This window comes from Rhizobium acidisoli (assembly GCF_002531755.2).
Taxonomy (GTDB): Bacteria; Pseudomonadota; Alphaproteobacteria; order Rhizobiales; family Rhizobiaceae; genus Rhizobium; species Rhizobium acidisoli.
In genome coordinates this window covers 22,794-46,867 of the sequence record NZ_CP035002.1, presented here as the reverse complement: position 1 = coordinate 46,867, position 24,074 = coordinate 22,794, and the positions used below count along the sequence as shown (strand labels likewise).

The following is a 24,074-nucleotide window of genomic DNA, read 5'->3' as shown; positions in this document are numbered from 1 at the left end:
CGGCGGCGCCTCTGCGTCGCCGGGCCCCAGGAGTAATCAATGATCTACAATGAAGATAAGCCCTCTGGAACGATTTTCCCGGTCGTCGTCATCCTGATTGCTATGGTCGTAATTGTCGCAAGCTTGGCACTGTCGTCGGGCCATCAAACCCAAGCGCGAGTTTGGCTTCCCGATCTTCGAGCAGACCAAAAACTTGCGCAATAACGATGTCGTCTGTTATCTCGAACTGAAATCTGATCTCCCTCCCTTGGCAATGAAATTACTCCGGATGGCATTGCGGGCATCTAGAGCGGGATGATTTTACGTCCGTTCATATCCGGCTTCCTTGAAGTAGTTTAGGCACTCTTTTGGCGAGACGGTTTGGAGGATGGCTGCCAGTGCGTCGTCGATGGCGTTGCGGGTTCTGGCCTGTGCCTGTCGCAGCCCGTGTTTGATCTTGGCGAAGAGCTTCTCGATCGGATTGAGATCTGGGGAGTATTGCGGCAGAAAGAATAGTCGGGCGCCGGCCCTACGGATGGCGACCCGGATCGCCTTGGCTTTATGCGAGCCGAGATTGTCCATCACGACGATGTCGCCAGGTTTGAGCTCTGGCACCAGCACCTTTTCGACATAGATGAGGAAGCGCTCGGCGTTGATGGGGCCATCGATGATCCATGGTGCGCTGACGCGGTCGGTTCGAAGCGCGGCGATGAACGTCATCGTATTCCAATGGCCGAAAGGAGCTTTGCCCAAGAGCCGTTCGCCACGCGGCGCCCAGCCTCTGAGCGGCGCCATGTTCGTCTTCGTCCAGGGGTGAGTACACCGGAGGGATTTCACCTGCCGGCCTCTCGCAGAACGGTGCGTGAACCTCTCGATTCACACCGCTCCCATCAGGTAAACGTGTTCGTTCCGAACGCCTTCCAATGTACGAACAGCCCCGGATTTTCCCGTGCCAGCTTTCGCAAGAAGAGACTGGCACGCGTCTTATGGGACTGAAAGCGCTTGAACTTCCGCCTGATCCAAGCCCTGAGTTTCTGATTGACGTAATCAGCCAGAGTAGACAGGGCCGAGCGACTGTACCGTCCATAATAGGCAATCCATCCCCGGAGGAGCGGATTGAGCTGTTTGGCAATTTCGGCCAGCGTCCCCGGCGTCTGCCGCGGGATGTTCAAGCTTTTGATCGTCGCCCGCATTGACTTGAGCGCCGTCGGACTGACCGCAGGCGTGTAGCCACAGAAGAACTCGTCCCGCTGTGTGTTCGCCACCCGTCGCGGCCTGAACTGATACCCGAGAAAATCGAATGCGACATTCGGATACGCCTCTCTGCGCCGTTGATCCTTGCAGTAAACGATCTTGGTCTTTGTCGGATGCATCTGCAGTCCGCATGCTGAGAGGCGAGCACTCAGCTCCAGCTTGAGGGCTTCGGCTTGTTGTTCGCTCTGGCAGTGAACAAGACCATCGTCGGCATATCGACACCATGGTAGGTCGGGATGCATCCGCGTCACCCACAAATCAAACGCATAGTGCATGAAGAGATTGGCGAGGCAGGGACTGACAACACCGCCTTGCGGGGTGCCGCACGTTCGCGCAACAATCTCACCATTCTTCTCCATCGGCGCTGCCAGCCATCTTCCGATGTAGAGCAGAGCCCACTTGCATGTAACGTGCTTCCTGACCGCCTTCAGCAAGAGATCGTGTGGAAGATTGTCGAACAGTCCTTTGATGTCGAATTCCAAAACCCAATCATACTTCCAACACCGCTGGCGCGTCACGCCGACGGCATCCAAGGCCGACTTCCCCGGCCTGTACCCATATGAGTCTGGAAGAAAGAGGGAGTCTAAATCCGGCTCAATCATCTGCTTTGACTACCATCTGCGCGATCCGATCGCTGACAGTCGGCACACCCAAAACCCTCTCGCCTCCAGTCTTCTTCGGAATGGAGACGGCACGCACCGGTGGCGGAAAGTAGGCTCCGGACGACATCCGATTCCAGATCTTGTAGAGATTCCTCGCAAGGTCTTTCTCGAACATTTCCAAAGTCTCGCCGTCCACCCCGGCTGCGCCATGGTTGGCTTTGACCGCTTTATAAGCTTCGTACACTTGCCGTTTCTCAATTCGAAACGGCTTGTCTGCCGTACTTTCCGAAGTCATCCTGTTTCCAGTTGTTTCAAACAATACGACCACCTGATCCGCCCCCTTTGCTCCGACCCCATTACAGGGTCCTCGACGCTCTTACGGGTCGGTCCGCCCCAGTCTCCCGCATCGGTACTCTCGCCTTGCGGTTTGCGCCGCTTGAGCTTCTCCCTTGGCATCAGGAGCCTGGTTCCTGCAGTTCCGCGTGAAAGCCTATGTCCAACTCACGCCCCCTCTACGCCGGTCGCCGCCCGCCCGGTCATCAGGCATCTGGCGGACTTGTCCCAGGATGACGAAACGGTCCTGGTTTCGACGACACCTACGTTCATAACGACGCGTCTTCGGAGGGTTCACTTTCGTTCGTCTTTTGAACATGCACCTGCTCGGATCTCGTCCGAACGTTTCATCCGACGCTCACCACCACGGCTCTTTACCGCAGCAGCTCGGACTGGTTTGAGACCTGCTCCTGAAAGCCGATCCCGGAGGGCCGTCCCCCATCATTCACGCAGCTTTACGCTACGGTCTTAGTTCATGTCGAACTCCTTCCGCTGCTCTGCAGCACACTTTCGTCGATGAAGAGAAGACGGGCCGGATCGATGCGATGGCGATGCTTCAGCCAGCGCGCCCGCCTGGCGGCGACGTCGGGTCGCTCCCGTTCGCTGGCGACCAGCGTCTTTTTTTATAACTCAGCCCTTCATCCCGGACGAAGGCCCAGACGGACCGGTAATCCACGTCCAGACCCCGCTCCGCCAATTCCGCGACCAGCCCGCGCAGCGTGAACGCACTCGCGCGGCAGCGTTCGACAAGCCATTCCCGGTGGCCACCGCAGATCGCCCGCGGCTTGTGGCCGCCCATCTGGCCGGGTGCTGCGCTGCCCGTTGCGTGGAACCGCCGTACCCAATCGATCGCGGTGCTGATGCCAATACCGAAGCGTTTGGCCGCAGCCCGGCACGACAGCCCCTCCTGCGTCACCGCCCCGACAACACGCTCTCGCAGATCATTCGAAAAAGGTCTCGCCATCCAGACCGGCCTCCTTACCGGCCTGAAGGATGAATCTGATTTGCGTCCAAAAGGGAATCCCAATTGCGATTCCACCTAAAATCATCCCGCTCTAAAGCGCGAGTCTGGCTGCCGATCAGCCAGACACGACAGCAAACACTTGAACGTGGACTGAATTCTTTCAACCCGATACATTCACCTCTGAAAAATATTCCGACACCAAAGCCGCGCGTCAGCCTCGACCTGATGCGTCGTCTGCGTCACATCCATGCCCGAAGTCATTACCAACCTTCGCCACGTTCGATCGCAATGATGAACCTGCTCGAAGTCTCTGCACCTCATCCTCCAATGGGCCAGCTAGCGCAAATGGGATGGAGATGTAGTTGCCGTGGTGTTGTCAGCCGTCACGTTTGCAGGTGCCGTTGCGCTGCTCTCGCCAAGCCTCGCGCATCTGCTCGGGTTACGAGTCAGGTGGCCTGTTCTCGCTTACGCGAAGCGGATCGCTGTTCTCGCGCGCGCCTTTGCGGCAACTTCTTCTCGATCGCGAGGAGGTTGAGAGGTCTCCAGCGAACTGAGCAGCTCGTGGGCGCACCTTGCGATCGCAAAGACCGCCTGCTCGAACGCCGCCTCGTTGCGTTTCGAGGGCTTGGTGGTTCCGCTCAACTTCCGCACGAATTGAAGTGCCGCGTCATGAATTTCATCGTCCGTCGCTGGCGGATCGAAATTGAACAGGGGCTTGATATTTCTGCACATGACTTGCTCCCGGTCGTGTCCTCCCTCTCGTCGAGCGAGAGGAGGATTGGTTCACATAAAATAGTCGTTTAAGCGTAATTTACAAACGGACCACTTCGCCGCGGTCGAATCCACCCAGCGCGTGGCTGGAGCCCCGTCCCTCTCCGGGGTCGTCCTCGCTGGCATTTCGATCGGGGTCATTCCAGCTTCACGACCTTGGTCAGGTGGCGGGGAAAAACCGTATCGATCTGCCGAGCTTGGGCGGCCCGCTCACCAAGGACCTGCAGCGCTGGAAGGACGACCAGACCGGCGAGGGAAAGATCGTCATCGACGGCAAGTTCCACATCCCCTGGACCGCCGAAGCCAATGACGATTGCACCCTTCTCATTCAATTCGCGAACCAGTTTCGACTCCGCCTCTCGCTGGTCCGGGCTGTAGAGCATCACCACAACCGTTTTTCCATCGACCAGGCTGATCGGCCCATGACGATATTCCAAAGGGTGGAAGGCTTGTGTCATGATCTGGCTCATCTCCATGAGCTTCAGCGCGCCTTCCAGGGCGATGCCGAACAAGGGACCGCTCCCAAGAAACACGAAGTGCGTTTTGTCTGTGATGATGCCGGGGAGCGCGTGATCGAGAGCGTCGGCGAGCCTGCGGGCGGAGCCGACAACGGAGCCTGGAACATGCTGCCCGATCATCTGCAGGCCAAGAAGAACCATCAGGCTCGCCGAGACCGTCATGACGATGCCTTCATCAGGATGGGTCTCGGCAGAAACCAATTGGTCGCAATTTTTGGCAAGAGAACTTTCCGGTTCGACGGTCAGTGCCGTGACGAATGCGCCGGCGTCGCGGCTCGCTTTCGCGGCAGTGACTGTCTCCGTCGTCTCCCCACTCCGCGAAAGCGCCACCACATGCGTATCACGCCACTCCGACCAAAATGCCGAGGGCCGGTTTGCCCATTCGGCGCCGGGAACTGCGATCGCCTTTCGCCCTGACATGTTGGAACAGGCCGCGAGCGAGAGCGCGAGATTGAACGAAGTGCCGCAGCCTACAAAGACGAGTAGCTTGGAACGATCACCGGATTGGTTTACGCCGATGGCTTTTTCCCAATAAGAAAATTGCTCGAAAATAACCTTTTCGGTCGTATTCATGGAGTCTCCGATTATTTGACCGAACCAGCCAGCAAGCCGCTGACAAGGTAACGGTTGAGAAAAATGACCACGAGGGCGGGGATGACGATCGCGATCGAGCCGCTGGCCGTAATCAGACCGTAATCGATGAAGTTCTTCGTCACGAATTCCGGGATGAGCACCGTCAAGGGTTTCGTCGCCTGCGGCGAGAAAATGAGCGGGACAAGGTATTGTCCCCAGGCCCCAAGGAAGGTCAGGATCGCCGCCGCAGTCAACCCAGGCGCTGCGAGCGGCAAGACGATGTTGAAGAAGATGTACAGCCTGCCTGCTCCATCGAGCTGGGCTGCTTCCTCCAGCGCGATCGGAAGAGCTTCGAAGACGCTCCTGAGCAGCCAGAGCGAAAGCGGCAGGAAAGCCGACACGTAAATCAGCGCGATGCCGACATAGGTGTCGACGAGATGCAGCTTGATCATGATCTGATAGAGCGGGATCAGGACCGCGTAAGCGGGAATGGCTAGTGTCGCGACGACCGCAACGAAAAGTGTCTTCCTACCGGGGAACTGAAGCCGGGTGAAGGCGTAGGCTCCGAGGGCGGATATTGCCACGCAGAACAGCGTGGCAGCGACCGAGGTCACGATGCTATTCAGCAAAGCGGCGCGAAACTGCTTGAAAACCTCCACTCCTCCGATGCGCGCAATGTCAATACCGAACAATCTGGAGAAGTGATCCAGCGTAAAGTGTCGCGGAAAAAAGTTGATAGGCCGGACCGAAAAGGCTTCGCTTGGCGTGACCGAGCTCACGATGGTCCAGTAGATCGGCCCCAGTGACCAGATCAGCAGTACAAGGACACCAACCCAGATCATCATTCGGTAGGCAAGAGTGGGTTTCATCAGTCGAACCGTGTGTTGCGGTAGACGCGGAGAACGTAGACGAGGGAGATCAAAAGCGAGACCAGCGTGATCACCACCGACAGAGCCATTCCGTAGGAAAAGCGAAGGTTCTGGAACGTCTCCAGGTAGATCTGGACCAGCACCGGCCTGGTTTCGAGGCTGGCGCCAGAAAGGACCCAGGCTTCGTCGAAAAGGTTGAAGGCGTTTACCGTCGCATTCGTCATCGCGACCGCGATCGCACTGCGAACGAGTGGCAGGGTTACCGATCCAAACATCTGCAGGCGCGAGGCACCGTCGATCCGCGCGGCCTCGTAAAGATGCGTGGGTATGCTCTGCATTGCGGCGAGAACAATAACGATCGTCAGCGGCATCATTCGCCAGACGTGGACGATTGTCACGGCAACAATTGCGCTGTTGCGATCGTTGAACCAGACGTGATTTTCAAATGCGAGGCCGAGGGCAGAAAGAATGCCGTTCAACAGGCCCGCGCCAGGCTGATAAATCCAAAGCCAGATGACCGAGTTCACGACACCGGGCAGTGCCCAGGGCAGGATCACTGCAGCGAGAACCCATTGCCGGCCGACCTTGATCTGATTGATGAGCGCGGCCGCAAGAACACCGAATACGGTTTCTGCGATGACTGCCAGAACGACGTAGATGAGCGTATTGCTCCATGCCGTCGCGAGTTGGCCATCGGAGAGCATCCGGTTGTAATTTTCCAGGCCGACGAAGGGGGTGCCAGCCTGCATAGGATTGACCCTGTGTAGACTGTCCCAGAAAGTTCGCCCCATTGGGTAGAAAACCAACGCGGCCATCGTGATGACGATCGGTGAGATCAGCAAAAGCCCAAGCGTGGTGTCGGTCTTGAACCCGATACCACGCTTGCTCGACAGACCCTCGGACGCCAAGGCAGTCATTGCGCCATCGCTTGCTTGGCAGCAGAAGCGATTGCCTCCATCGCTTGATCGACGCTCATCTGGCTTTTGGCCGCGCTGTTAATCGCTGTATTCACACCACTCGAGAATTGAGGATACCAGGGCGGGGTGCCTTGCGGGAAAAGAGGCTCGACGGTCTTGGACTGCGCTACCAGAACATCACCGCTATTCAGCTTGCCGGCCTCGTTCAGTTCAGAAAGGGCCGAAGTGCGGGTTGGCAGGAAGCCATTTGCCGCATTCTTCTTCTGGAAGTCCTTGCTCGTAAACCACTTGACGAAGGCGACGGCTGCTTCTTTGTTGAGAGAGACGTTTGGTATGGCAAGGGCCTCGGGAAGACCGAAGCTGCGCGTTTCGCCGCTCTCGGTCGGCACTAGAATGGCTTCTACCTGGCCGGCGACTTTCGACTGGTTTGGATCGTTCATCTGGCCGAGACGTCCGGGCTCGCCGGAGACCATGATACTCGTGATGCCCTGCCCGAACATGCTTTCGTTGATCTGGCTGTCCTTGAGGCCGGTGGATGCAGGATCGACAAGCCCCTCCTTGAGAAGCATCAGTTCGAAAGCGAGCGCCTTATAACCAGCCGAGTCGGGAGACGTGAAGAGCGGTTTGAAGTCCTTGTCGAAAAGCTCGCCGTCAAAGGCCTTCGTCAATAGATACCAGCTCGTTGAGGCACCCTCGGTTGCCGAAAGCGGCAGGCCGATGGGATACTGGGCGATGCCCTTTTCCTTGATTTTCTTGGCGGCCGCAACGAGGTCGTCGAGCGTCTTGGGCATTTGCGATATCCCGGCATCGGCAAAATGCTTCTTGTTGACCAGCATCACTCGGAAGTCGTTCGTATAGGGAACGCCGAGAAGCTTGCCATCGACGGTGAAAATCTTCGCAACACCGATATCCGTTACGGTGTCGGGATCGATCACATCATTCAGCGGCAAGAACCAGCCTGCGGCACTGAATTGTCCGGTCCATGACCAGTCGAATTCGGTAACGTCCGCCGGCGCAGTGCCCGCGACGAGGGCAGTCACCAGCTTAGGCCGAATATCGTCCCAAGAGAGCGTCTGAAGGTCGACATGAATGCCGGTCTCTGCTTCGAAGTCCGTCGCGATGGTCGCACCCTGGGGTGACGGCATCAACACCGTGATCGACTGGCCGGCGAGCGGCTTTGCGTCGTCCGCCAAGGCGGGCATGGCAATGGCCAAGGCTGCTGAACCAATGAGTCGCAAGACAAATTTTTGCATGTTCCCATCCTTCGTTGTTCTTGATGCTCCGTTTAAGTCGCGTGCGCGCCAATGCTCTGGCAAGTGGCCGCGATTTGCCCGATCCAGTCCTCGTCCAAGGGCCAGTCGAGAAGTTGGGCGGCAGCCAGAAGGGCGCCACCAATCGGAGGAAGTTTCGGTGGCGCCGGAGGTTTTTCAACCCTCCGCTCAAGCAATTCCAAAAGGAGCCGGCTGGAAAAGGTTCCGCCTGCATAGGTCCAATCGGCAATGGCATCAGAATGCCGGGAGATCGCACGGTGGTGCTTTGCGAGTTCGTCGGCGGCCTGCTCCAGCAACCCGATGGCGCCCCCGTCGCCATTGCATGCGACGCGATCCACGAGAAGTGAAATCGCTGCAATTTCCGCCCTTGGGTTTGAGAGCGAGCTCACCCAGTCGCCAAGCCCGTTCATGGGATCGGCAGGATCGATGCGGAGATGTTCGAATAGTGCCGTCGACAGAGCGGTCGAAGGAGCGCGGCCGTCAAGGCTTTGGCTGATGAGGCTGAGCGCCCTCCGCCCAATCCAGTGACTGCTTCCTTCGTCGCCGATCAGATCGCCCCAGCCGCCGGTGCGTGCCGAACGGCCGCTCTCATTGCGTGCCCAGGCCATCGAACCCGTACCGGAGAGAATGAGGATGCCGGGGTTTCCGCCAAAAGCGCCAAGGTGCGCCGCATCGACGTCATTGAGAACTTGGCAAAGTGCGTTTGGGAAGGCGCGTTGGATTGCATCGCGTTGCAGGGCGGATAGACGTGCGACCTCACCATAGGCGGGAAGCCCTGCGGCGACCGCCATCAACTTTGCTTCATTGCTGAAAGGAACGAGATGCTGCTCCAGCTCTTCCAGCCAGTTCGGATTGTCCATCGGATTGACGCCGCGGCCGCGGGAGCTGCGCACGATGCGGCCACTGCGATCCGCGAGGGCGACCAGAACCTTGCTTCCACCCCCGTCAATGCCAAGGATCAGCTCGTCGTTCATGACTTGCCCCGCAGCTCCGCGATCGTGGCGTCGACCCCGAAATTAATCAGTTCCTCGCGCCAATGGCGCGCAAGTGCGGAATCGGTAATGACCTTTGCCGTGTTGAGCGGCGCCACCTTGTAGGTCGCCATCGTCCCGAATTTCGACGAGTCGGCCAGGACAAAGCGATTTGCCGATCGAGCCAGCATCCGCCGATTGAGGCTGGCTTCCGCGCTATCGACACTATAGATGGAGCCATCGGGACTGATGGCGCTTGCGCCAAGAAAGAGCTGGTCGAACCAAATGGTCTCGATCATCGCTTCTGCCTGTGGCCCGACCAAGGATGCATTTTCGCTGCGCAGCTGGCCACCGAGAAGCACCACTTCGAGGTTCGGAATGTTCAGGAACTCCTGCGCCACCGTCAGGCCGTTTGTAAATATCCTAAGCGGAACCGGGTTAATCCTGATGAGGCGTGCGAGCTGCAGGACGGTGGTCCCGGCATCGAGGAAAATTGCCGTGCGCGGTTGCAGCAAATCATAGGCAGCAGTCGCAATGGCTCGCTTGGCCGATAGATGACGCTTTTCGCGCTCCTGAAACGCGACTTCGACTGACGACCCGTCAGCAATTCGGGCTCCGCCGTGCACACGATCGATCGCCCCCTCCTGCTCAAGAATCTGAAGGTCTCTGCGCACGGTGGCAAGCGATGCCCCGATCGCGTCGGCGAGCGTCTGAATCGTGGAAAAGCCGTTCGCGTAGAGATGGCTGCGGATAGCATCCAAGCGATCGACCTTCACTCCGCCTGCCTGATTCACTGAAGGCTCCTGCGAGGATATTTGCGAGATCGATGCTATTTTCTGGCCCAATTCGATCAGAGTCAATCAGAATTTTGAAGTTTTTTGAGTTTATCATAGCAAGGGATCGCCAGGTAGCTCCTGCCATCGGAAAGGATCCCTAAGAAATTTCATCCGTGGCATGGCGCGAGGCCGCGCTAAAAACGTGCTGCGGTTTTCGGCCGCTTCAGAGACGCGGTGAGAAAGCCCATGAAATGCGTCGCGGACGCTTGTCCCAAGCAAAATCACAGCTACGGGAGGGACCCGCACATCGACAAGGCCCGAGCCGGCATTCGGGATCACTCAAGGAGCCCCTGGCCGGGCGAAATTTGATGTCAGGTGACTGGCGCCGCCGCGGTGTGCAGCGACGCTCAGTGAGGTGGCGGGCCTACAATTCGCGGAATTGTCTGCCCTCAGCGAATATGCGGATCTCTATCGTGTCGCGAACGCGATATGGCTGCGCCATCGACCTCGGGCGCCAGTAGATCATGTTTTTCGGCAAAGGCGGCAAACAGTCCGCGGGCGGTTTCCGCTTCGATCTCGCCCCGCAGAGCTGCCGCACACGCTTTCAGGGCAACGGCGTGGCCATTGTCCCTGAGCGATATCGGCCACTCGACCAGATGTCGGTATGCGTCCATCACCGAACAAACCTTGGCCGGAAAACCAAGTCCGACCAGAATAGAAACAGGCCTTTCGAACATGTCGGGTTTCATCTCTCTCTCTCCCTTCCAACCCTTACGTTCCAGGGGCCCCGTCGCGACGGGGCCCTTTGACGCGTTATCCAGCTCATGCGGCCTTTCGGGCTTCGATTTGTGCCGGGGCCGGAGCGCTTTGAATGTCAATCTTTCGCGGCTTCAAAGCCTCCGGGACTTCTCGAACAAGATCGATGGACAGAAGACCATTGCTCAGGTCGGCTCCGTTCACCCGTACATGATCGGCCAGTTCGAACCGGTGCTCGAACGGGCGACCGGCGATGCCCCGATGCAGATAGCCTTCCGCAGAGGCTTCCTGCTTTTTCCCCGTTACCGTTAGAAGGTTAGACTGGAATGTGATGTCGAGATCGTCTTGACCGAAACCGGCCACCGCAATCGAAATCCGGTAATTGTCATTGCCCGTCTTGACGATGTCATAGGGTGGCCAATCGCTGAGTGAGCGCGCTCGCTGAGCATTTTCAAGAAGATCGAAAACCCGGTCAAAGCCAATGCTTGAGCGGAAAAGGGGTGCATAGTCGTATGATGTTGCCATAGCCATATCCTCCTTAAAGCAACATGGGTACAGAAGTGCTGGAAACATCCGCTTCCAGCAAGGCCAGCCCTGTCGTTAGCGGCCGGCGGCAATTGATTTGGTTCAGCGGATTTTCAGTTTCAAGACGATCGCAGCGAAAAAATTTCCGATCGGGCAGCAACCTTGCAAGCCAAACACGACAAGCTCGACGCCGGGGCGGAGACTCAGCGCGTGTTTCCTGGACAGTGATCGATTAGCGTCATTGACGACATGGGGCTCCGGCCCGACAGGTCCGGGCAGTTCGGACGTTGGAACCCCTGGTCGACTAAGCTCGTTAGAAGTCGTCGGCAAAGACTCGCTTCTCTGATAGTTTTCCCTGCCGGCGCGTTCGATCGGCATTCTCCTTTAACTGCGAGCCTTCGGTGGCCCACCCGCAACTTCGATCAGAAGATCCCGAGCTGGAACGCGCAACCCGCAGCGGTTTGCCGTCGCTCGTCCTTGCCGCTTTGGGCGTTGTTTACGGTGATATCGGCACGAGCCCGCTCTACGCGTTTCGCGAAGCCCTTCGTGCAACGGCTGGGACCGGTTCGCATCGGGACAATGTACTCGGCATTCTCTCCCTGATCGTATGGGCGCTGACGATCGTCGTGACCATCAAATACGTCACCTTCGTCCTGAAGGCGGACAATCGTGGAGAGGGCGGCACGCTCTCTCTGATGACGCTCGCGCGAGAAAGCCTCGTTGGCAGACCTGTCTGGGTCCTTGTTCTCGGTGTCGCCGGTGCATCCCTCTTCCTTGGCGACGCGATTATCACTCCGGCTATCTCGGTTCTCTCCGCTGTCGAAGGAATTCAGGTCGTCGCACCTGGACTTTCGGCCTGGATCGTCCCGCTCACCTTAACAATAATCGCGCTTCTCTTCTTCGTCCAGCGTTTCGGGACTGGAGGCGTCGCCGCCGTGTTCGGGCCTGTCATGGCGCTATGGTTCCTGGTGCTGGGCGTCAGTGGGGCGATCCATATTCTCGACGACCCGGCAGTGCTCTGGGCTGTCGATCCCGTTCATGCGCTTCGCTATGCGACAAGCAACGCCGGCACCACGATCACCGTTCTTGGCGCGGTTTTTCTCGCAGTGACGGGAGCCGAAGCGCTCTATGTCGACCTAGGCCACTTTGGACGCAAGCCGATCGTTACCGCGTGGTTCATCCTGGTTTTCCCCTGCCTTCTGCTAAACTACTTCGGACAGGGCGCATTCGTGCTTTCAAATCCGGAGATGGCTACTCACCCATTCTTCGGCATGCACCCGGACTGGGCAAAAATCCCAATGGTCTGCCTTGCAACTGCGGCAACCGTGATTGCAAGCCAGGCGGTCATTTCGGGAGCCTACTCCCTCGTGCGTCAGGCCATGCATCTGAACCTGCTGCCCCGGCTCCAGATCCTGCACACGTCTGAAACGCATTCCGGGCAGATCTTCATGCCTCAGGTCAATTCCTTCCTCTTCATCTTCGTGGTCGCCCTGGTTCTCCACTTCCGCAACTCAAGCGGGCTTTCTGCAGCCTACGGCATCGCTGTGACCGGCGAGATGCTGATTACATCTATGCTTCTTTACGTCGTCATGCTGCGCATCTGGAGCTGGAGTGCGGCCGCCGCGGCAGCTGTTGTGGTACCGCTCTTTCTCATCGACGCTGGCTTTTTGGCGGCAAACGTCGCCAAATTTGCCGATGGGGGCTGGGTGCCGGTTGCCGTCGCCTGCACGATGGGCCTGATCATGCATACATGGATGCACGGGCGGCGTCTGCTTGCCGCCCGCACCAAAACCGAGGAAATCCCTTTGTCGGCGATCGTTGACAAGCTGGCAAACAAGAGGCCACTGATCGTTCCCGGCACGGCCATCTTCTTGGCAAGTGACGTCGAGGGCGCGCCGACAGCGCTCCTGCACAGCCTGAAGCATTACAAGGTTCTGCATGAGCAGAATATCATCCTCAGCGTCGTGACGGCGACGACACCCTTCGTCCCGGATGAGGAAAAGATTTTTCTTGTGAGCTTCAACCCGATATTTTCTCGACTGGTCATTACCTTCGGCTATATGGAGACGCCGAACATCCCCCGTGCGCTCGCGCTCGTGCGCAAGCTCGGGCTGAAGTTCGATATCATGTCGACGTCCTTTTTCCTGTCGCGCCGAACGAACCTGCCGTCGAAGAAGGGAGGGATGCCCTTCTGGCAGGACAGGCTGTTCATCGCCCTTGCCCAGAACGCCAGCAATGCCACAGATTATTTCGGGCTTCCCAGCGGCCGTGTCGTCGAGCTTGGCCTGCAGACGGTTATTTAGCGCAGAGTGGATGCGAGCAAAGCAAGCTATCCTCGTCTTCGACTTCATCCTAAAACGAAGCCCGTTTTCCGAGCCGAGATTGAGGTTCGCGGTGCTTCCGCCGTGGGTTGGAAAATATTCGCAACATTTCGGGGCCATAGCGTGCCGGTCTCGTCGGGCAGATCCGGCACGCGGTCGCCGATCAGGCCATCGGCATAGACTGCCAGTCGTCGAAGGTGAGGATGCCGTTGCCCTTGCCGTCCCCTGCCCGTGTCGAGCAGCCGGAGCGGGTCCTCAAGTGCCTGCGCCTGTTGCCACGTTATCGCTCGATCTGCTCAAACTTGCACTGCGTCGGCCGCTTGTCGGGGCGCCACCGAAGAAGCTTCGTGCCGTGCCGGAAGCGGTGGCCGGTCACATGGTCGAAGCGCACCTCGACAACAAGTTCGGGCATCAGGGGCTCCCACTCCGACGACCGCCTTGTGCTCCATCGACTTGGCCCACCTGGTGCTTTGCCGGTAAAGCCCGACCCGCCTCGCAGCGCTTCAAGCCTCGACGTCAGTTCCGGCCGCTCGGCGTCTGTGATCGTGGACGTGAAGCCAACATGGTCGAGGTCGCCCTGATCGTTGTAAAGACCGAGGAGAAGAGAGCCCACGAAGTGGCTGTCACTCTGATACCGAAAACCGCCAACGACACAGTCGGCCGTCCTCAACCGCTTCACCTTCATCATTGCCCGCTCGCCCGGTAAATAGAGCCCGTCAACGCGCTTGCACACGACACCATCGGTATCAGCACCAGATGCCGACAGCCACCGTGTTGCTTCAATCCGATCGCGCGTGAAGGGCGACAAGATCAGGCGCCCTTTGTTCACGACATCCTTTGCGATCGCCTCCAAAGCAGCGCGGCGAAACTCCAAGTCCTGATCAAGGATAGGAACACCATCGATGCCCATCAGCATATCGAAAAGAACCAGTTTCGCAGGGGTTTCGGCGGACAGCCTCTGGACGCGGCTTTCAGCCGGGTGCAGGCGCATCTGCAATGCGTCGAATGAAAGCTTCCCGTCGATGTCGATCACAAGCTCCCCGTCGACCACGAAGCGCTCGAGCGACAGATTTGCAAAGAATTCTGAGATCTCGGGAAAATAGCGTCCAAGTGGTTTCCCCGATTTCGCCCGGAGGTCCACGGCGCTGCCTTCCTTGAACACCAGACAGCGAAACCCATCCCATTTGGGCTCATACTGCCAGCCCCGGTCATCTGGTAAGTCGTCCGCTGAGCGGGCTTCCATGGGCTGGATATCGAGCGGTAGCCCGAACGCCCGATCGCTTGATGCACGCTTAGCCATCACGCTGTCGTCCTCGTGGATTTGGCAAGAAGTGAAGGCTGCTCCAGCCGTCGCTCGCCGTGCGATAATCTTTCGAAACTTCTGTCGCTTGGGAGCGCCGATACCTCCTGTTGATGGACTTTCAACGGCAATGCCCAACCGCAGGCGAAGGTTCCAGGGGCCCTTGTCCGATTGTCCGAGTTTAGAGCTCCCCCCGTTTGCGCACGTAAATCGCCCGCGGGTTGCGATACGGTAGATGAAACAACCAACCACTCAGCTCTCCTGAATGTCTTCGGCGGACCGGAGTTCATGTCTCCACAAAAACGAACGAACGATCAGCCGTTTCAAGAAGCGTATCTGCAACGGTGCCGTAAGACAGATCCTCGCCCGCACGCCTGCTCACGCCGAGAATGATGAGGTTGAACCGCCCGCGACGAGCGTGTCTGAGGATGGCGAGTTCCGGCGAGGAGCCTGCCGACACCACCTTGTCGATATCAACGCCGTGAAAAGCAGCGATTTGATCGAGCTTTCGAAAAGCGGCCCTATGAGTGTCGGTTACATCGCTCACGCGAGAAACCGGTATTGCCTGCCTTGTCTCCCGGAAGTAGACGGCCGTAATTGTCGATCCGGTGGCTTTCGCAACGACCAAAGCAAATTCGGCAGCTTTCATTGATCGCTCGGTGCCGCTGACGGGCACAAGAATCCGAAGATCGGCATCTTTTTCTGGCAGACGCCCACGCGACGTAATGATTGCTGTTGTGCCGGCGAAGGCGGAGATCATCGACGCCAGTCGATCAGCGTAACCGCCTTTTGCGCCCGTCGTAGGCTCTACCCCGACGAACATGAGATCGTGCCCCTTCTCTGAAATCTCGGTCAGCACTTTCTGGAGCTCAGCGTCCTTCTTGCGGACGCTGATATGAAGCTCCCCAACGGCCTCGCCGCTCTCTCCCACCACAGCCTGGGTCTCAACGGCTTTCTCCGCGGTAGACTGAACGCGTTGACTGATCTCCTTCGCGCGGCTGTCCGAGCCAGTGCCAGCATCAAGCTGCTTCTCGGCGGCGCCGTCATCACCGTCGACATCGAGAACCGTCACCGGCATCTTTCTTAGTGCCGCAAAATGACCTGAAAGTCGCGCGGCGAGGTCGCCGTTCGGGGAATGATCGATAGCGAGCAAAATGCGTTCGAACCTCGACAGAAAGCTGTCCTTCTCGAAAGCCTCCGAGGCGAGCCGCTCCTTTTCTTCCTCGCGCATTGGCAATCGCGCCAACGCCCAGCGAAGCGATGGCGGCATCGCCATTGTTGTCACGACCGCCATCGCCACGATGACCGAGAAAAGCCGCTGGTCGAGGACACCCACCGACAAGCCGATCGAGGCAACGATGACCTCTGTCGAGCCACGGGCGTTCATGCCGCAGCCGAGCGCTATCGCTTCCGCGTTCGAAAAGCCGCCGATCTTCGATCCGACGAAGGCTCCGCCAAACTTGCCTAAGCTGGCGATCAGGACCAATCCCGTCGCGAGAAGCAAGGTCGATGGATCGGCAAGCACACTTAGATCTGTATGCAGGCCGGTCAGCCCGAAGAAGACCGGCATGAACAGTGCCGTCGTCAAAGCGCGCAGTTGTCCTTCAATCTGACGTGTGAGGATCGGTGATTGACCGACCAGGATCCCTGCAACGAAGGCACCGAGCACGGTATGAACGCCGATTGCGTTAGTCACGATCGCCATCCCGCCCATAATCGCGATGATGCCGCTCAGAACCGGCAAGTCGCTCTTGAAGCTGTCGTTGGTCCAGCGAATAATCTCGAACACTATCCGTCGCCCAATCGTAAAACTAAACGCCATGAAGGCGAGCGTGCCGATCACGCTTCGGGCGAGCGTGGAAACATCAACCGTTCCGTTTTTTGCCAGGCTGAATGTCACGGCGATAATGACCCAGCCGACGGTGTCGTCGATGATCGCCGAAGCGACGATGAGCTGTCCGACATTTCGACGCATAAAATCCATCTCGCGCACGACGGAGGCAACGATCTTGACGGACGAGATAGAAAGGGCTGTCCCGAGAAAGAGTGAGGTCACTAGGCGTTCGCCTGCGTTGGGCAACAGACTGGACGGCATGAATTGCCCGGCAGCAAATCCCAAAGCAAAGGGAATGGCGATCCCTGTCAGCGAGACGCCGGCTGCAGCGCGTCGCAATCGGATGGCCAGCGCGAGATCTGTTTCCATGCCGGCCAGGAGGAGGAGAAAGAGAATGCCGAGTTGCCCGACCGCGTCCGTCATCGCCTTCTGGGTCTCTTGCTCCGGGAAAAGCGCAGACTGGGCGTCCGGCAGCAGGAGACCGAACACGGAAGGTCCAAGCAGAATACCGCCGATAATCTGGCCCATGATCGAAGGTTGACCCATCCGGACCATCAGTTCGCCAAGCAGTCTTCCCGCGACGACGAGGACAATGATCTGAATGAGGAACAAGGCCTCCGACGGGGCTGAGGATTTTTGGTCTGCTGCCCACGCCACATTGTAGCTGACGAAGGTGCAGATCGCGATCAACGGCACCGTCCATGGGGATAGCCGTGGCGGGTTCAGTCGAGTTGTCATCAAGAGAGGGCCCCCAGGATTCGATATCAAACGAAGAGTAGCCCTCACAGTTCCGCCGTGGCTTTACTTCGCTCGATTTGGCAAGCGTCGCGCACCCCAACGAGGTGGAAAGAAAGGCGGGCATTAGCGCGCCGTCCGCACGGGCGATTGATTTCAAAGGCCTATGGAACTGCCGCAGCCTAAAAGGAATTTCTTCTCAAAAGGAGGTGCGTCATGAACACTGAGCAATATTCGCCCGAAGAGCTCGCCGAACGCTATCAGATCGGCTTTCAGCAGGCCGCGCGCTATATCGCGCGGTTCGGCGCCGATCGCAAAGAGCTGGACGCACTTCTCGGTTCCTCCCCAAGAACGCCCGTCCATCGACGCGCCGAAATCGAGCGAACAGCCACCGACGTCGCACTCGGCTAGAGACAAAGGGTCGCTAAATGAGTCAAGACAACCAACAGGGGCCCGAACGTCGCACGGTGCTTGCCGCGGACCGCACCATCTATGCAGCGGAACGCACATATGCCGCCTGGATGCGGACGGGGTTAACGGCGCTGGCGAGCGGCATCGGCGCGAAAGCATTGCTCGCAGACGTTGTTCCGGAGATCCTGATCGTTACGACCGGCACTATCCTTGTCGCCTTCAGCGCTTTTTGTTTTATCGTCGCCGTTGTCAGGGAGTTTCGACCGGGGCCGCCGCCGCCGCAGCCTGATGTGAAAAAGATACCCAGCCTCTTGCTTTTGATCGTCAGCGGCTTCCTGGTGATCGTTTCGATTGCCACGCTGTTTGGGGTCTGGTTCGGGCGCTCGGGCTCCCCGGGCTGAAATGACCAAGAATCTGACCCATCTCCAGCGCCCGGATCAATTCTGTAGCGCTTCCGCTCCCTTTGCTTGGTCGTCGACCCAGATGAATGACGCTAAAGTTGCTCAGCAGGTTATGATATCCCGACTCGCGACGACTTATGTGATCTCACGCCAAAAAACTGAGGCTTTGCGGAACCTTTACCCCACCGGCGCGTTGGGCGCGAGGATGTGTTAGGCCCGCTCCCAGCAACCTAGCGCAGCCGCCTTTCCACGTATGCTCACTAGCCCCGCGTTGAAACTGACCCCATAAAGTTGGACGGTTCATAGGCTGGGATGATTTGAGGGCTGGGTCCTGTATTTCACAGGGCTCAGCCCTTTGAGTTTCATCCTGATGCGATCGTTGTTGTAGTAGCGGATGTATTCGTCGATTCCGTCTCGCAGATTGTCGATGCTGTCGAACTGATTGGGATGGAAGAACTCGGACTTGAGCGTGGCAAAGAAGCTCTCCATGGCGGCATTGTCGATGCAGTTGCCCTTGCGTGACATGCTTTGGGCGACATTGCTTTGTTGGAGCATACGGCTCCACTCTGGCATCTGATATTGCCATCCCTGATCGGAATGCAGGATCGGCCTGTCATCGTCATCGAGCTTGGTCAATGCCTTGTTGAGCATGTCCCTGACCAGCTTGAAGATCGGCCGCCTCGCCATCTCATACGCGATGATCTCGCCATTGTGGAGGTCCATGACCGGCGACAGGAAGAGCTTCTCGCCGGCGACATTGAACTCGGTGACATCGGTTGCCCACTTCTGGTTCATGCGCCTAGCAGCGAACTGCCGTTGGATGAGATCTGGCGCGACGTGCCCGGCCTGGCCCTTGTAAGAGCGGTACTTCTTCGGCCGAACCAGGGACTTCAGCCTCATCTCGACCATCAGCCGCTGGACCGTCTTGTGGTTGACCGCCTCTCCGCGGCCACGGATCGCCGCCGTCACCCGACGATAGCCGTAGCGTCCCTTGTGTTCATCGAAGATCGATCGGATCGTCACCTTCAGGGCCGCATGTCGGTCGCCGGAGGAGAGCACTTCTGCTGATAATAGAACGTGCTACGCGCCAGGCCCGAAAGCGCCAGCAGCCCGTCGAGCGGATGCTGCGGCCTTAACGCCTGGACGGCTTGCGTCCGTTCGGCGCGTGACGCGCCTGCGTTAAGGCCTCCAGTTTTTTTAGGTAGGCGTTCTCCATGCGCAGATAGGCCAGTTCCGCCAGCAATTCCTCGCGGCTCTTGGCAGCGTCATCCTGCGCTCCATCCGTGCTGGTGTCCGTGGTAGGGGGCTCGGGCATCGATCGCGGTTTGCCTCTCCGGCGCGGGGCAAGGGCCTCAAGCCCACCGCGCTCATATTGCCTCTCCCAGACTGAGAGGCTACCGGCGTTGCGAATGTCGAAAAGCGCGGCCGCCTGTCGACGGGACAGACCATCTTTCCACATGTTCGAGGACCGATAGTCTGAACTGCGCATCATAGTGACTATGTTTACGGGCCAAGCCCGCCAAGCCATGCTCCGCGTGGCTGGCGACCCACCGCCGCACCATCGAATAATCAAGCCCGAAGCGCAGACCTACCTCCCGGTAGCTACGCTCACCACAACCGTAATACTCAATGACTTCCTGCTTGAATGCGCTGCTGTATTTGGACATGCAAAACCCCCGAAGTTGGGTGTCCAACTTTCGGGGGTCAGTTCAAAATCAGCGGGGCTTTTTTTGCGCGAAGTATCTTGTTCAAGCGGCATGCGGTGCCAAGAGCGCCACGTTATCGGAAAAGCGCAAGGAGCCGTATCGACATTGCCACCAAATGTGCGTTGCGGTCTTTATGATCAAAATCCAAGCGGCGACCGAAAACCCAATCGCTTCAACGCTGATTACGATCGTCTCCAACATCTTCTCCGCCGCCCCTCGCATGTTGGCGATGCTCGTAAGGCGCATAACGGCCCGCCATGGGGGAGATTTTTGCAGGTGTGGACGTTTTCCAACATCTTTGGGATTGCTCGCGAGATTCAACAACCCGGCCTCCACGAGGTTCTCCGTCGAATATTGCGAATGTAGGGAACCAGCTGGAACGCAGCTTGTTAGAGGTTTGGAATCGCGCAGGTGGACCATGACCTGAGCTATCGCAGTTCCTGTCTGCACGATCCCATAGAACTCCCCTTTTTCCCAAACTGCCCCGCTTCGGCGGGGCTTTTTTGGCTGTGCGCTGAGTGGAAAAGATCTGCGACCGCTCGTTGAGTGGTAAGTAGCTTTTTGTGTGATGTGAAAGCGCTGAAAATCCCGGCAAGCCCAACCGGCGCGTACGCGCCTTTTCGCCTCAGCGCTCCCAGAGGCTTCATTGCGAGGGCCTCCGCTTGAGCGTCCGATGTTTCAGGTGAAGTCTCTAGAGATTTGGCATCGGTGGGAACACAGGCACGATCTGAAGGTTCCATCGTCGAGAAATCGGAGATTTGTCATGCGATGGCGTTCTTGGCTGACCGACTTGGGTACGTGGACCGCAAGTCCGTACGCATTTGCGATTGTCGTCGTCTATGGATTTTCGTGGCTGATCTTCAGTCGGGAAACACTGGAATGGCACGGCCTTGCAACCCTGATCACATGGATAATGACGTTGTTTATCCAGCGTGCCGAACACCGGGACACGCAAGCCATCCACGCCAAGCTCGACGAACTTCTTCATGTCCATGGCGACGCGAGAAACGAGATCACGCAACTCGACGAAAAGGAGCCCGAGCAGATCGAGCAGTTTCGCGAGGGCCACACGACTTCCGACTAGCAGACTGCGTTTCACTTTTCCGCGCAGAATTGCCGGAGCGATTGTTGCGCCATCACCGGCTTGTCATATTGCCGGGCGTCGAGCAGCAGGTTGCCGCACAATGGCGGTTCGAAGGTTAGAACATGTCGCCTGAAGTTCCTATGGGAGTGAAGCTCACGCTTGGCCGTCCCCGATCGAAGAAAGTGCGGTGCGAGACGGCGTTGAACGACTGGTGGTGGTCGCAGCCACTGTCGTTCCGCGAGAGCGTCAGCCTCTCGACTGCGCGCGTATGTTTTCGTGCAGAACACACGGCGGGCAAGCAGACCACAGAACGTTGTCGTCAGAGCCGGCCGCATCCGTATCACGGCCTGGGCAACAGGCATTATTAAGCAACGAAGAGAGCCGCTGCTGAGGCCGATTTTCGGGCGGCAAAGAACGGTTGGCCTGTTCCGAAATCGGACTGGCAATTTAAGGAGGTCAGATGAGCGACGTCAACATGCGGCATCGGTTTTGCCAATGATCTACTTTACCAGCGACACCCACTTCGGCGACCCGCGCGTGCTCCGCATCGACAAGCGTCCTTTTTCTAGCATGGACGAGCATGATTCCGCGCTCATCCAAAACTGGAACGATACCGTGGCTGAGGAAGATGAGGTATGGCACCTGGGAGACTTCATGTCTCAAAGGGCCGGAGATTGCGCCGAGTTGCTGTCGAGGTTGAACGGCCGGAAGCACCTCATAGTCGGAAACAACGACCCTCCGTCCACCACAAATGCGGCGAATTGGGTTAGCGTCCAGCATTACGCGGAACTCAAGCACGAGCAACATCACCTGATCTTATGCCACTACGCGTTCCGGACCTGGAACCAGATGGGAAAGAAATCGATCAATCTTCACGGCCATTCCCATGGCCGGTTGAGGCCCCTTCCCCGCCAATACGATGTCGGTGTCGATGCGAAGGGACTTCGCCCGGTCACCTTGGGGAACCTCCTCGGCAGATAGCCCGCTGCCGCTATTTTGACCGGATTTGAAAACTAGGACCGGATCATCCTCTCCAGAAGCATCCTGGATCCAACTCTCGAGCCTTTAGGGGTGGCGCCGATCGGTATCCTTTAACCGCAGCGCGCATCCGCCAGTCGCTTGGCATCCTGTTCCTCAGATTCATAAAGGTGTCGAACTCCCTCTCAAAGGTAAGCTCGCGAAAAAAATACCGCGGTCGTTAAAAGGGCGACCGCAAGGGTTACCACCCGGATGACCGATGATGGCAGTCTCCGTCCGATATGCGCTCCGATCCACCCGCCAATGACGGCTCCGATCGTCATGGAAACACACTATTCCCATACGATGGCCCCGGCAAGTACGAAAACGACCACAGCGACCGCGTTTGCGGAAGTTACCATCACCATTCTTGTCGGATTCAGGCTCTTGATATCTCCACCCCCGAGTGCACGCCATGCCGCAAGCATCATGAGACCCACGGCGCCGCCGAAATAGCCGCCATAAAGACCGAGAAAGAACTGAACGGTTGCGAAGGCCAGATCACTTGGGCGTGCTTGCGTCTGTAACCGGGCACTGAGCCTTGGTCCTGCAGCCAGCATGAATGTCGCCACCAGCAAAAGCCACGGCAGGATACCATCGAAAATCCTAGATGGGGTTAGAAGCAATAAGACGCTTCCGGCCACACCACCCGCCACAGTCACCATAGCAATGGGCACGACATTGACGCCGCACACACTCTTTAGCCCATCACGGTAAACCCACGAGCTCGCCAAACCGCCGGGAAACAAGGCCAAGGTGCTTGTCGCGTTGGCGGCAACCGACGATACTCCGACCGATATGAGCGCAGGAAGGGATACGAACGACCCGCCGCCGGCCAAGGCATTCATGCTGCCTGCTAACAAGCCAGCAAGGAAAAGAAGAATGATATCGTACAATGTTCAGGTCGCCTTAGCACTGAGGTTTGATTTCCACCGAGAGACTTGTTCAAAACCGCGGGCGGGTTTGGGCACTGACGCCTTACCGCGCTGCCGGTGACGGGGGCAATCCCCGACGTCGATATAGTCGACGGGAACTGCGAGCAGTTGCTGAGTCCGGCGACAATGAGCATGTCGTCACCAATTCCTTAATCCATTTTCCATCCCGTTAATGCCAAGCTCTTCCAGATAGTGGCGGTCTACGTCGAGACCGTTTTAGCCTTGGCCTAGAAAGGCATCCATGTCCTTGCCTTCGAGGGCGGGCCGGCGGGTTTAGAAAGTTGATCCTTATAGCCGGCATTATTTCTTGGCGGACAGCGTCCTTTCATTTCTGGTCCACAGCCCCGGCAGGTCGTCTGCGAATAATGAGGTTCCCGCCGCCAAGACCATTAACACCATACCAATGAATCGCTGAGGATCGGCAGGTTCATCGGCGAAGACGATGCCGGCGGCGACTGCGATGGCGGGCGAAACAAAAGCGAAGCTGCCCGCCTTGGCAGGACCGATGTCGCGCAGGAGCTGGATGTAGATGCTATATCCCAGCAGGGACCCGAAGATGACAAGAAAGAGCCAGCCGGCCACGGCTTGCCACTCCCAGAGCGTTCCGAGCATTTCGGCCGAATGCGGCTCGATCGCGAGCGATGCCATCAGCAGAACCCCGCCGCCAATGATCGTCGTGGATCCGGAGAGGCGAGTGCTGCCGTATTTCGATATTAAAGGTTTGGCCAGCACGGATCCCCATGCTGAGGAAATTGCAGCCCAGGCGATGGCGATCAATCCGATCATTGCATTGCCTCCTGCGAGATCCCCTAGGTCGATGGACGGCGCAAAAAGAATGCCAAGACCTGCTGCGCCTAGGAGCATTGCGAATGCGCGAAGACCGTTCCATCGCTCTTCACCGAACGCGATGCCGAAACCAAGCAGCGCCAGCGGCGTCAGTGACATCTCCAAAACGGCCGCAGTTCCCGACGGAACAAATTGCATGCCCCAGAACAAAGGCCCGTAGCATAAGGTGATCATCAGCAGGCTGACGACGACGAGACGTGCTGCATCAGGCCTTTCCAGTTTTTGCCGCCGCTTTCCCGCCAGGGCCCATGCCAGCAGAAGAACACCTGCCGTTATGAATCGGGTTGCCGCAAACAACATTGGCGGGACCGTCTGCACGCCAAACTTGACCGCGATCCAGGTTAGTCCCCATACGAGGCATAAAATGGCAAACTTGACGAAATTTTGCGGAGTCGACATAAGATC

The 24,074-nt window shown here is 57.9% G+C and carries 19 protein-coding genes and 5 pseudogenes; 6 read left to right on the top strand and 18 right to left on the bottom strand.

The features are described 5' to 3' along the window. Positions 1-39: 39 nt before the first annotated feature. Positions 40-204: a hypothetical protein gene (locus tag CO657_RS36980; protein WP_164918701.1), complete on the top strand. Its 165-nt coding sequence runs from the start codon at positions 40-42 to the stop codon at positions 202-204. 96 nt (positions 205-300) lie between these two features. Here the strand turns inward: CO657_RS36980 and CO657_RS32665 are convergent. The 12 genes and pseudogenes from CO657_RS32665 to CO657_RS32600 form a co-directional block, all read right to left on the bottom strand. After that, positions 301-789, bottom strand: a pseudogene (locus CO657_RS32665) (IS630 family transposase); the annotation flags it as partial. Between the two features lie 80 nt (positions 790-869). After that, positions 870-2,130, bottom strand: a pseudogene (gene ltrA / locus CO657_RS32655) (group II intron reverse transcriptase/maturase). Between the two features lie 544 nt (positions 2,131-2,674). Beyond that, positions 2,675-3,132: pseudogene (locus CO657_RS32645) on the bottom strand (helix-turn-helix domain-containing protein); the annotation flags it as partial. A 465-nt stretch (positions 3,133-3,597) separates the two neighbouring features. Further along, positions 3,598-3,864, bottom strand: a complete 267-nt coding sequence (locus tag CO657_RS32640) for a DUF2277 domain-containing protein (RefSeq protein WP_054186229.1) — start codon at positions 3,862-3,864, stop codon at positions 3,598-3,600. A 176-nt stretch (positions 3,865-4,040) separates the two neighbouring features. Continuing rightward, positions 4,041-4,994, bottom strand: coding sequence for an SIS domain-containing protein (locus tag CO657_RS32635; RefSeq protein WP_054186228.1), 954 nt, complete (start codon positions 4,992-4,994; stop codon positions 4,041-4,043). An 11-nt stretch (positions 4,995-5,005) separates the two neighbouring features. Beyond that, the gene (locus CO657_RS32630) at positions 5,006-5,839 is read right to left on the bottom strand and encodes a carbohydrate ABC transporter permease (RefSeq protein WP_197283934.1); all 834 of its coding nucleotides are present in this window, start codon (positions 5,837-5,839) and stop codon (positions 5,006-5,008) included. Between the two features lie 23 nt (positions 5,840-5,862). Continuing rightward, a complete protein-coding gene (locus CO657_RS32625; protein WP_054186226.1) occupies positions 5,863-6,780 on the bottom strand; it encodes a carbohydrate ABC transporter permease in 918 nt (305 codons plus the stop codon). Beyond that, on the bottom strand, positions 6,777-8,033 hold the full coding sequence (locus CO657_RS32620; RefSeq protein WP_054186225.1) for an ABC transporter substrate-binding protein: 1,257 nt from the start codon (positions 8,031-8,033) through the stop codon (positions 6,777-6,779). Before CO657_RS32620 ends, CO657_RS32625 begins: the two co-directional genes overlap by 4 nt. A gap of 32 nt (positions 8,034-8,065) precedes the next feature. After that, positions 8,066-9,025 (bottom strand): N-acetylglucosamine kinase, encoded by a 960-nt coding sequence (locus CO657_RS32615; RefSeq protein ID WP_054186224.1) that lies wholly within the window; start codon positions 9,023-9,025, stop codon positions 8,066-8,068. Then, complete coding sequence (locus CO657_RS32610) at positions 9,022-9,816, bottom strand: DeoR/GlpR family DNA-binding transcription regulator (protein ID WP_054186230.1); 795 nt, start codon at positions 9,814-9,816, stop codon at positions 9,022-9,024. The genes CO657_RS32615 and CO657_RS32610 overlap by 4 nt, the downstream gene beginning before the upstream one ends. Before the next feature lie 431 nt (positions 9,817-10,247). Beyond that, positions 10,248-10,547 (bottom strand): DUF982 domain-containing protein, encoded by a 300-nt coding sequence (locus CO657_RS32605; RefSeq protein WP_054186223.1) that lies wholly within the window; start codon positions 10,545-10,547, stop codon positions 10,248-10,250. A gap of 73 nt (positions 10,548-10,620) precedes the next feature. Continuing rightward, positions 10,621-11,079: an Hsp20 family protein gene (locus CO657_RS32600; protein WP_054186222.1), complete on the bottom strand. Its 459-nt coding sequence runs from the start codon at positions 11,077-11,079 to the stop codon at positions 10,621-10,623. A gap of 401 nt (positions 11,080-11,480) precedes the next feature. On the opposite strand from CO657_RS32600, the gene CO657_RS32595 reads away from it, so the two are divergent. Next, entirely contained in the window at positions 11,481-13,382 is a 1,902-nt protein-coding gene (locus CO657_RS32595) for a potassium transporter Kup (protein WP_054186221.1), read from the top strand. Between the two features lie 298 nt (positions 13,383-13,680). Here CO657_RS32595 and CO657_RS32590 read toward each other — a convergent pair whose 3' ends face one another. Together CO657_RS32590 and CO657_RS32585 are read right to left on the bottom strand one after the other, a co-directional pair. Continuing rightward, a complete protein-coding gene (locus CO657_RS32590) occupies positions 13,681-14,700 on the bottom strand; it encodes an ATP-dependent DNA ligase (RefSeq protein ID WP_054186220.1) in 1,020 nt (339 codons plus the stop codon). A gap of 286 nt (positions 14,701-14,986) precedes the next feature. After that, on the bottom strand, positions 14,987-17,272 hold the full coding sequence (locus CO657_RS32585; protein ID WP_054186219.1) for a cation:proton antiporter domain-containing protein: 2,286 nt from the start codon (positions 17,270-17,272) through the stop codon (positions 14,987-14,989). Positions 17,273-17,485: 213 nt separating this feature from the next. On the opposite strand from CO657_RS32585, the gene CO657_RS32580 reads away from it, so the two are divergent. Next, positions 17,486-17,680, top strand: a complete 195-nt coding sequence (locus tag CO657_RS32580; RefSeq protein WP_054186218.1) for a hypothetical protein — start codon at positions 17,486-17,488, stop codon at positions 17,678-17,680. 56 nt (positions 17,681-17,736) lie between these two features. Beyond that, a complete protein-coding gene (locus tag CO657_RS32575; RefSeq protein ID WP_054186217.1) occupies positions 17,737-18,081 on the top strand; it encodes a DUF202 domain-containing protein in 345 nt (114 codons plus the stop codon). A gap of 300 nt (positions 18,082-18,381) precedes the next feature. On the opposite strand, the pseudogene CO657_RS32570 reads toward CO657_RS32575, so the two are convergent. Both CO657_RS32570 and CO657_RS32565 read right to left on the bottom strand, forming a co-directional pair. Continuing rightward, a pseudogene (locus CO657_RS32570) lies at positions 18,382-19,748 on the bottom strand (IS3 family transposase). A gap of 81 nt (positions 19,749-19,829) precedes the next feature. Next, the gene (locus tag CO657_RS32565) at positions 19,830-20,111 is read right to left on the bottom strand and encodes a hypothetical protein (protein ID WP_128715645.1); all 282 of its coding nucleotides are present in this window, start codon (positions 20,109-20,111) and stop codon (positions 19,830-19,832) included. A 439-nt stretch (positions 20,112-20,550) separates the two neighbouring features. On the opposite strand from CO657_RS32565, the gene CO657_RS32560 reads away from it, so the two are divergent. Together CO657_RS32560 and CO657_RS32550 are read left to right on the top strand one after the other, a co-directional pair. Further along, positions 20,551-20,871 (top strand): low affinity iron permease family protein, encoded by a 321-nt coding sequence (locus CO657_RS32560; RefSeq protein WP_054186279.1) that lies wholly within the window; start codon positions 20,551-20,553, stop codon positions 20,869-20,871. 495 nt (positions 20,872-21,366) lie between these two features. Further along, positions 21,367-21,852, top strand: a complete 486-nt coding sequence (locus tag CO657_RS32550; RefSeq protein WP_054186280.1) for a metallophosphoesterase family protein — start codon at positions 21,367-21,369, stop codon at positions 21,850-21,852. 182 nt (positions 21,853-22,034) lie between these two features. Here CO657_RS32550 and CO657_RS32545 read toward each other — a convergent pair. Further along, positions 22,035-22,784: pseudogene (locus CO657_RS32545) on the bottom strand (sulfite exporter TauE/SafE family protein). 339 nt (positions 22,785-23,123) lie between these two features. Next, positions 23,124-24,068 (bottom strand): DMT family transporter, encoded by a 945-nt coding sequence (locus CO657_RS32540; protein WP_054186281.1) that lies wholly within the window; start codon positions 24,066-24,068, stop codon positions 23,124-23,126. Positions 24,069-24,074 lie beyond the last annotated feature (6 nt).

Coding starts and splice junctions, on each gene's coding strand:
- CO657_RS36980 (WP_164918701.1), top strand. CDS start 40: ATGATCTACAATGAAGATAAGCCCTCTGGAACGATTTTCCCGGTCGTC.
- CO657_RS32640 (WP_054186229.1), bottom strand. CDS start 3,864: ATGTGCAGAAATATCAAGCCCCTGTTCAATTTCGATCCGCCAGCGACG.
- CO657_RS32635 (WP_054186228.1), bottom strand. CDS start 4,994: ATGAATACGACCGAAAAGGTTATTTTCGAGCAATTTTCTTATTGGGAA.
- CO657_RS32630 (WP_197283934.1), bottom strand. CDS start 5,839: ATGATGATCTGGGTTGGTGTCCTTGTACTGCTGATCTGGTCACTGGGG.
- CO657_RS32625 (WP_054186226.1), bottom strand. CDS start 6,780: ATGACTGCCTTGGCGTCCGAGGGTCTGTCGAGCAAGCGTGGTATCGGG.
- CO657_RS32620 (WP_054186225.1), bottom strand. CDS start 8,033: ATGCAAAAATTTGTCTTGCGACTCATTGGTTCAGCAGCCTTGGCCATT.
- CO657_RS32615 (WP_054186224.1), bottom strand. CDS start 9,025: ATGAACGACGAGCTGATCCTTGGCATTGACGGGGGTGGAAGCAAGGTT.
- CO657_RS32605 (WP_054186223.1), bottom strand. CDS start 10,547: ATGAAACCCGACATGTTCGAAAGGCCTGTTTCTATTCTGGTCGGACTT.
- CO657_RS32600 (WP_054186222.1), bottom strand. CDS start 11,079: ATGGCAACATCATACGACTATGCACCCCTTTTCCGCTCAAGCATTGGC.
- CO657_RS32590 (WP_054186220.1), bottom strand. CDS start 14,700: ATGGCTAAGCGTGCATCAAGCGATCGGGCGTTCGGGCTACCGCTCGAT.
- CO657_RS32585 (WP_054186219.1), bottom strand. CDS start 17,272: ATGACAACTCGACTGAACCCGCCACGGCTATCCCCATGGACGGTGCCG.
- CO657_RS32580 (WP_054186218.1), top strand. CDS start 17,486: ATGAACACTGAGCAATATTCGCCCGAAGAGCTCGCCGAACGCTATCAG.
- CO657_RS32560 (WP_054186279.1), top strand. CDS start 20,551: ATGCGATGGCGTTCTTGGCTGACCGACTTGGGTACGTGGACCGCAAGT.
- CO657_RS32550 (WP_054186280.1), top strand. CDS start 21,367: ATGATCTACTTTACCAGCGACACCCACTTCGGCGACCCGCGCGTGCTC.
- CO657_RS32540 (WP_054186281.1), bottom strand. CDS start 24,068: ATGTCGACTCCGCAAAATTTCGTCAAGTTTGCCATTTTATGCCTCGTA.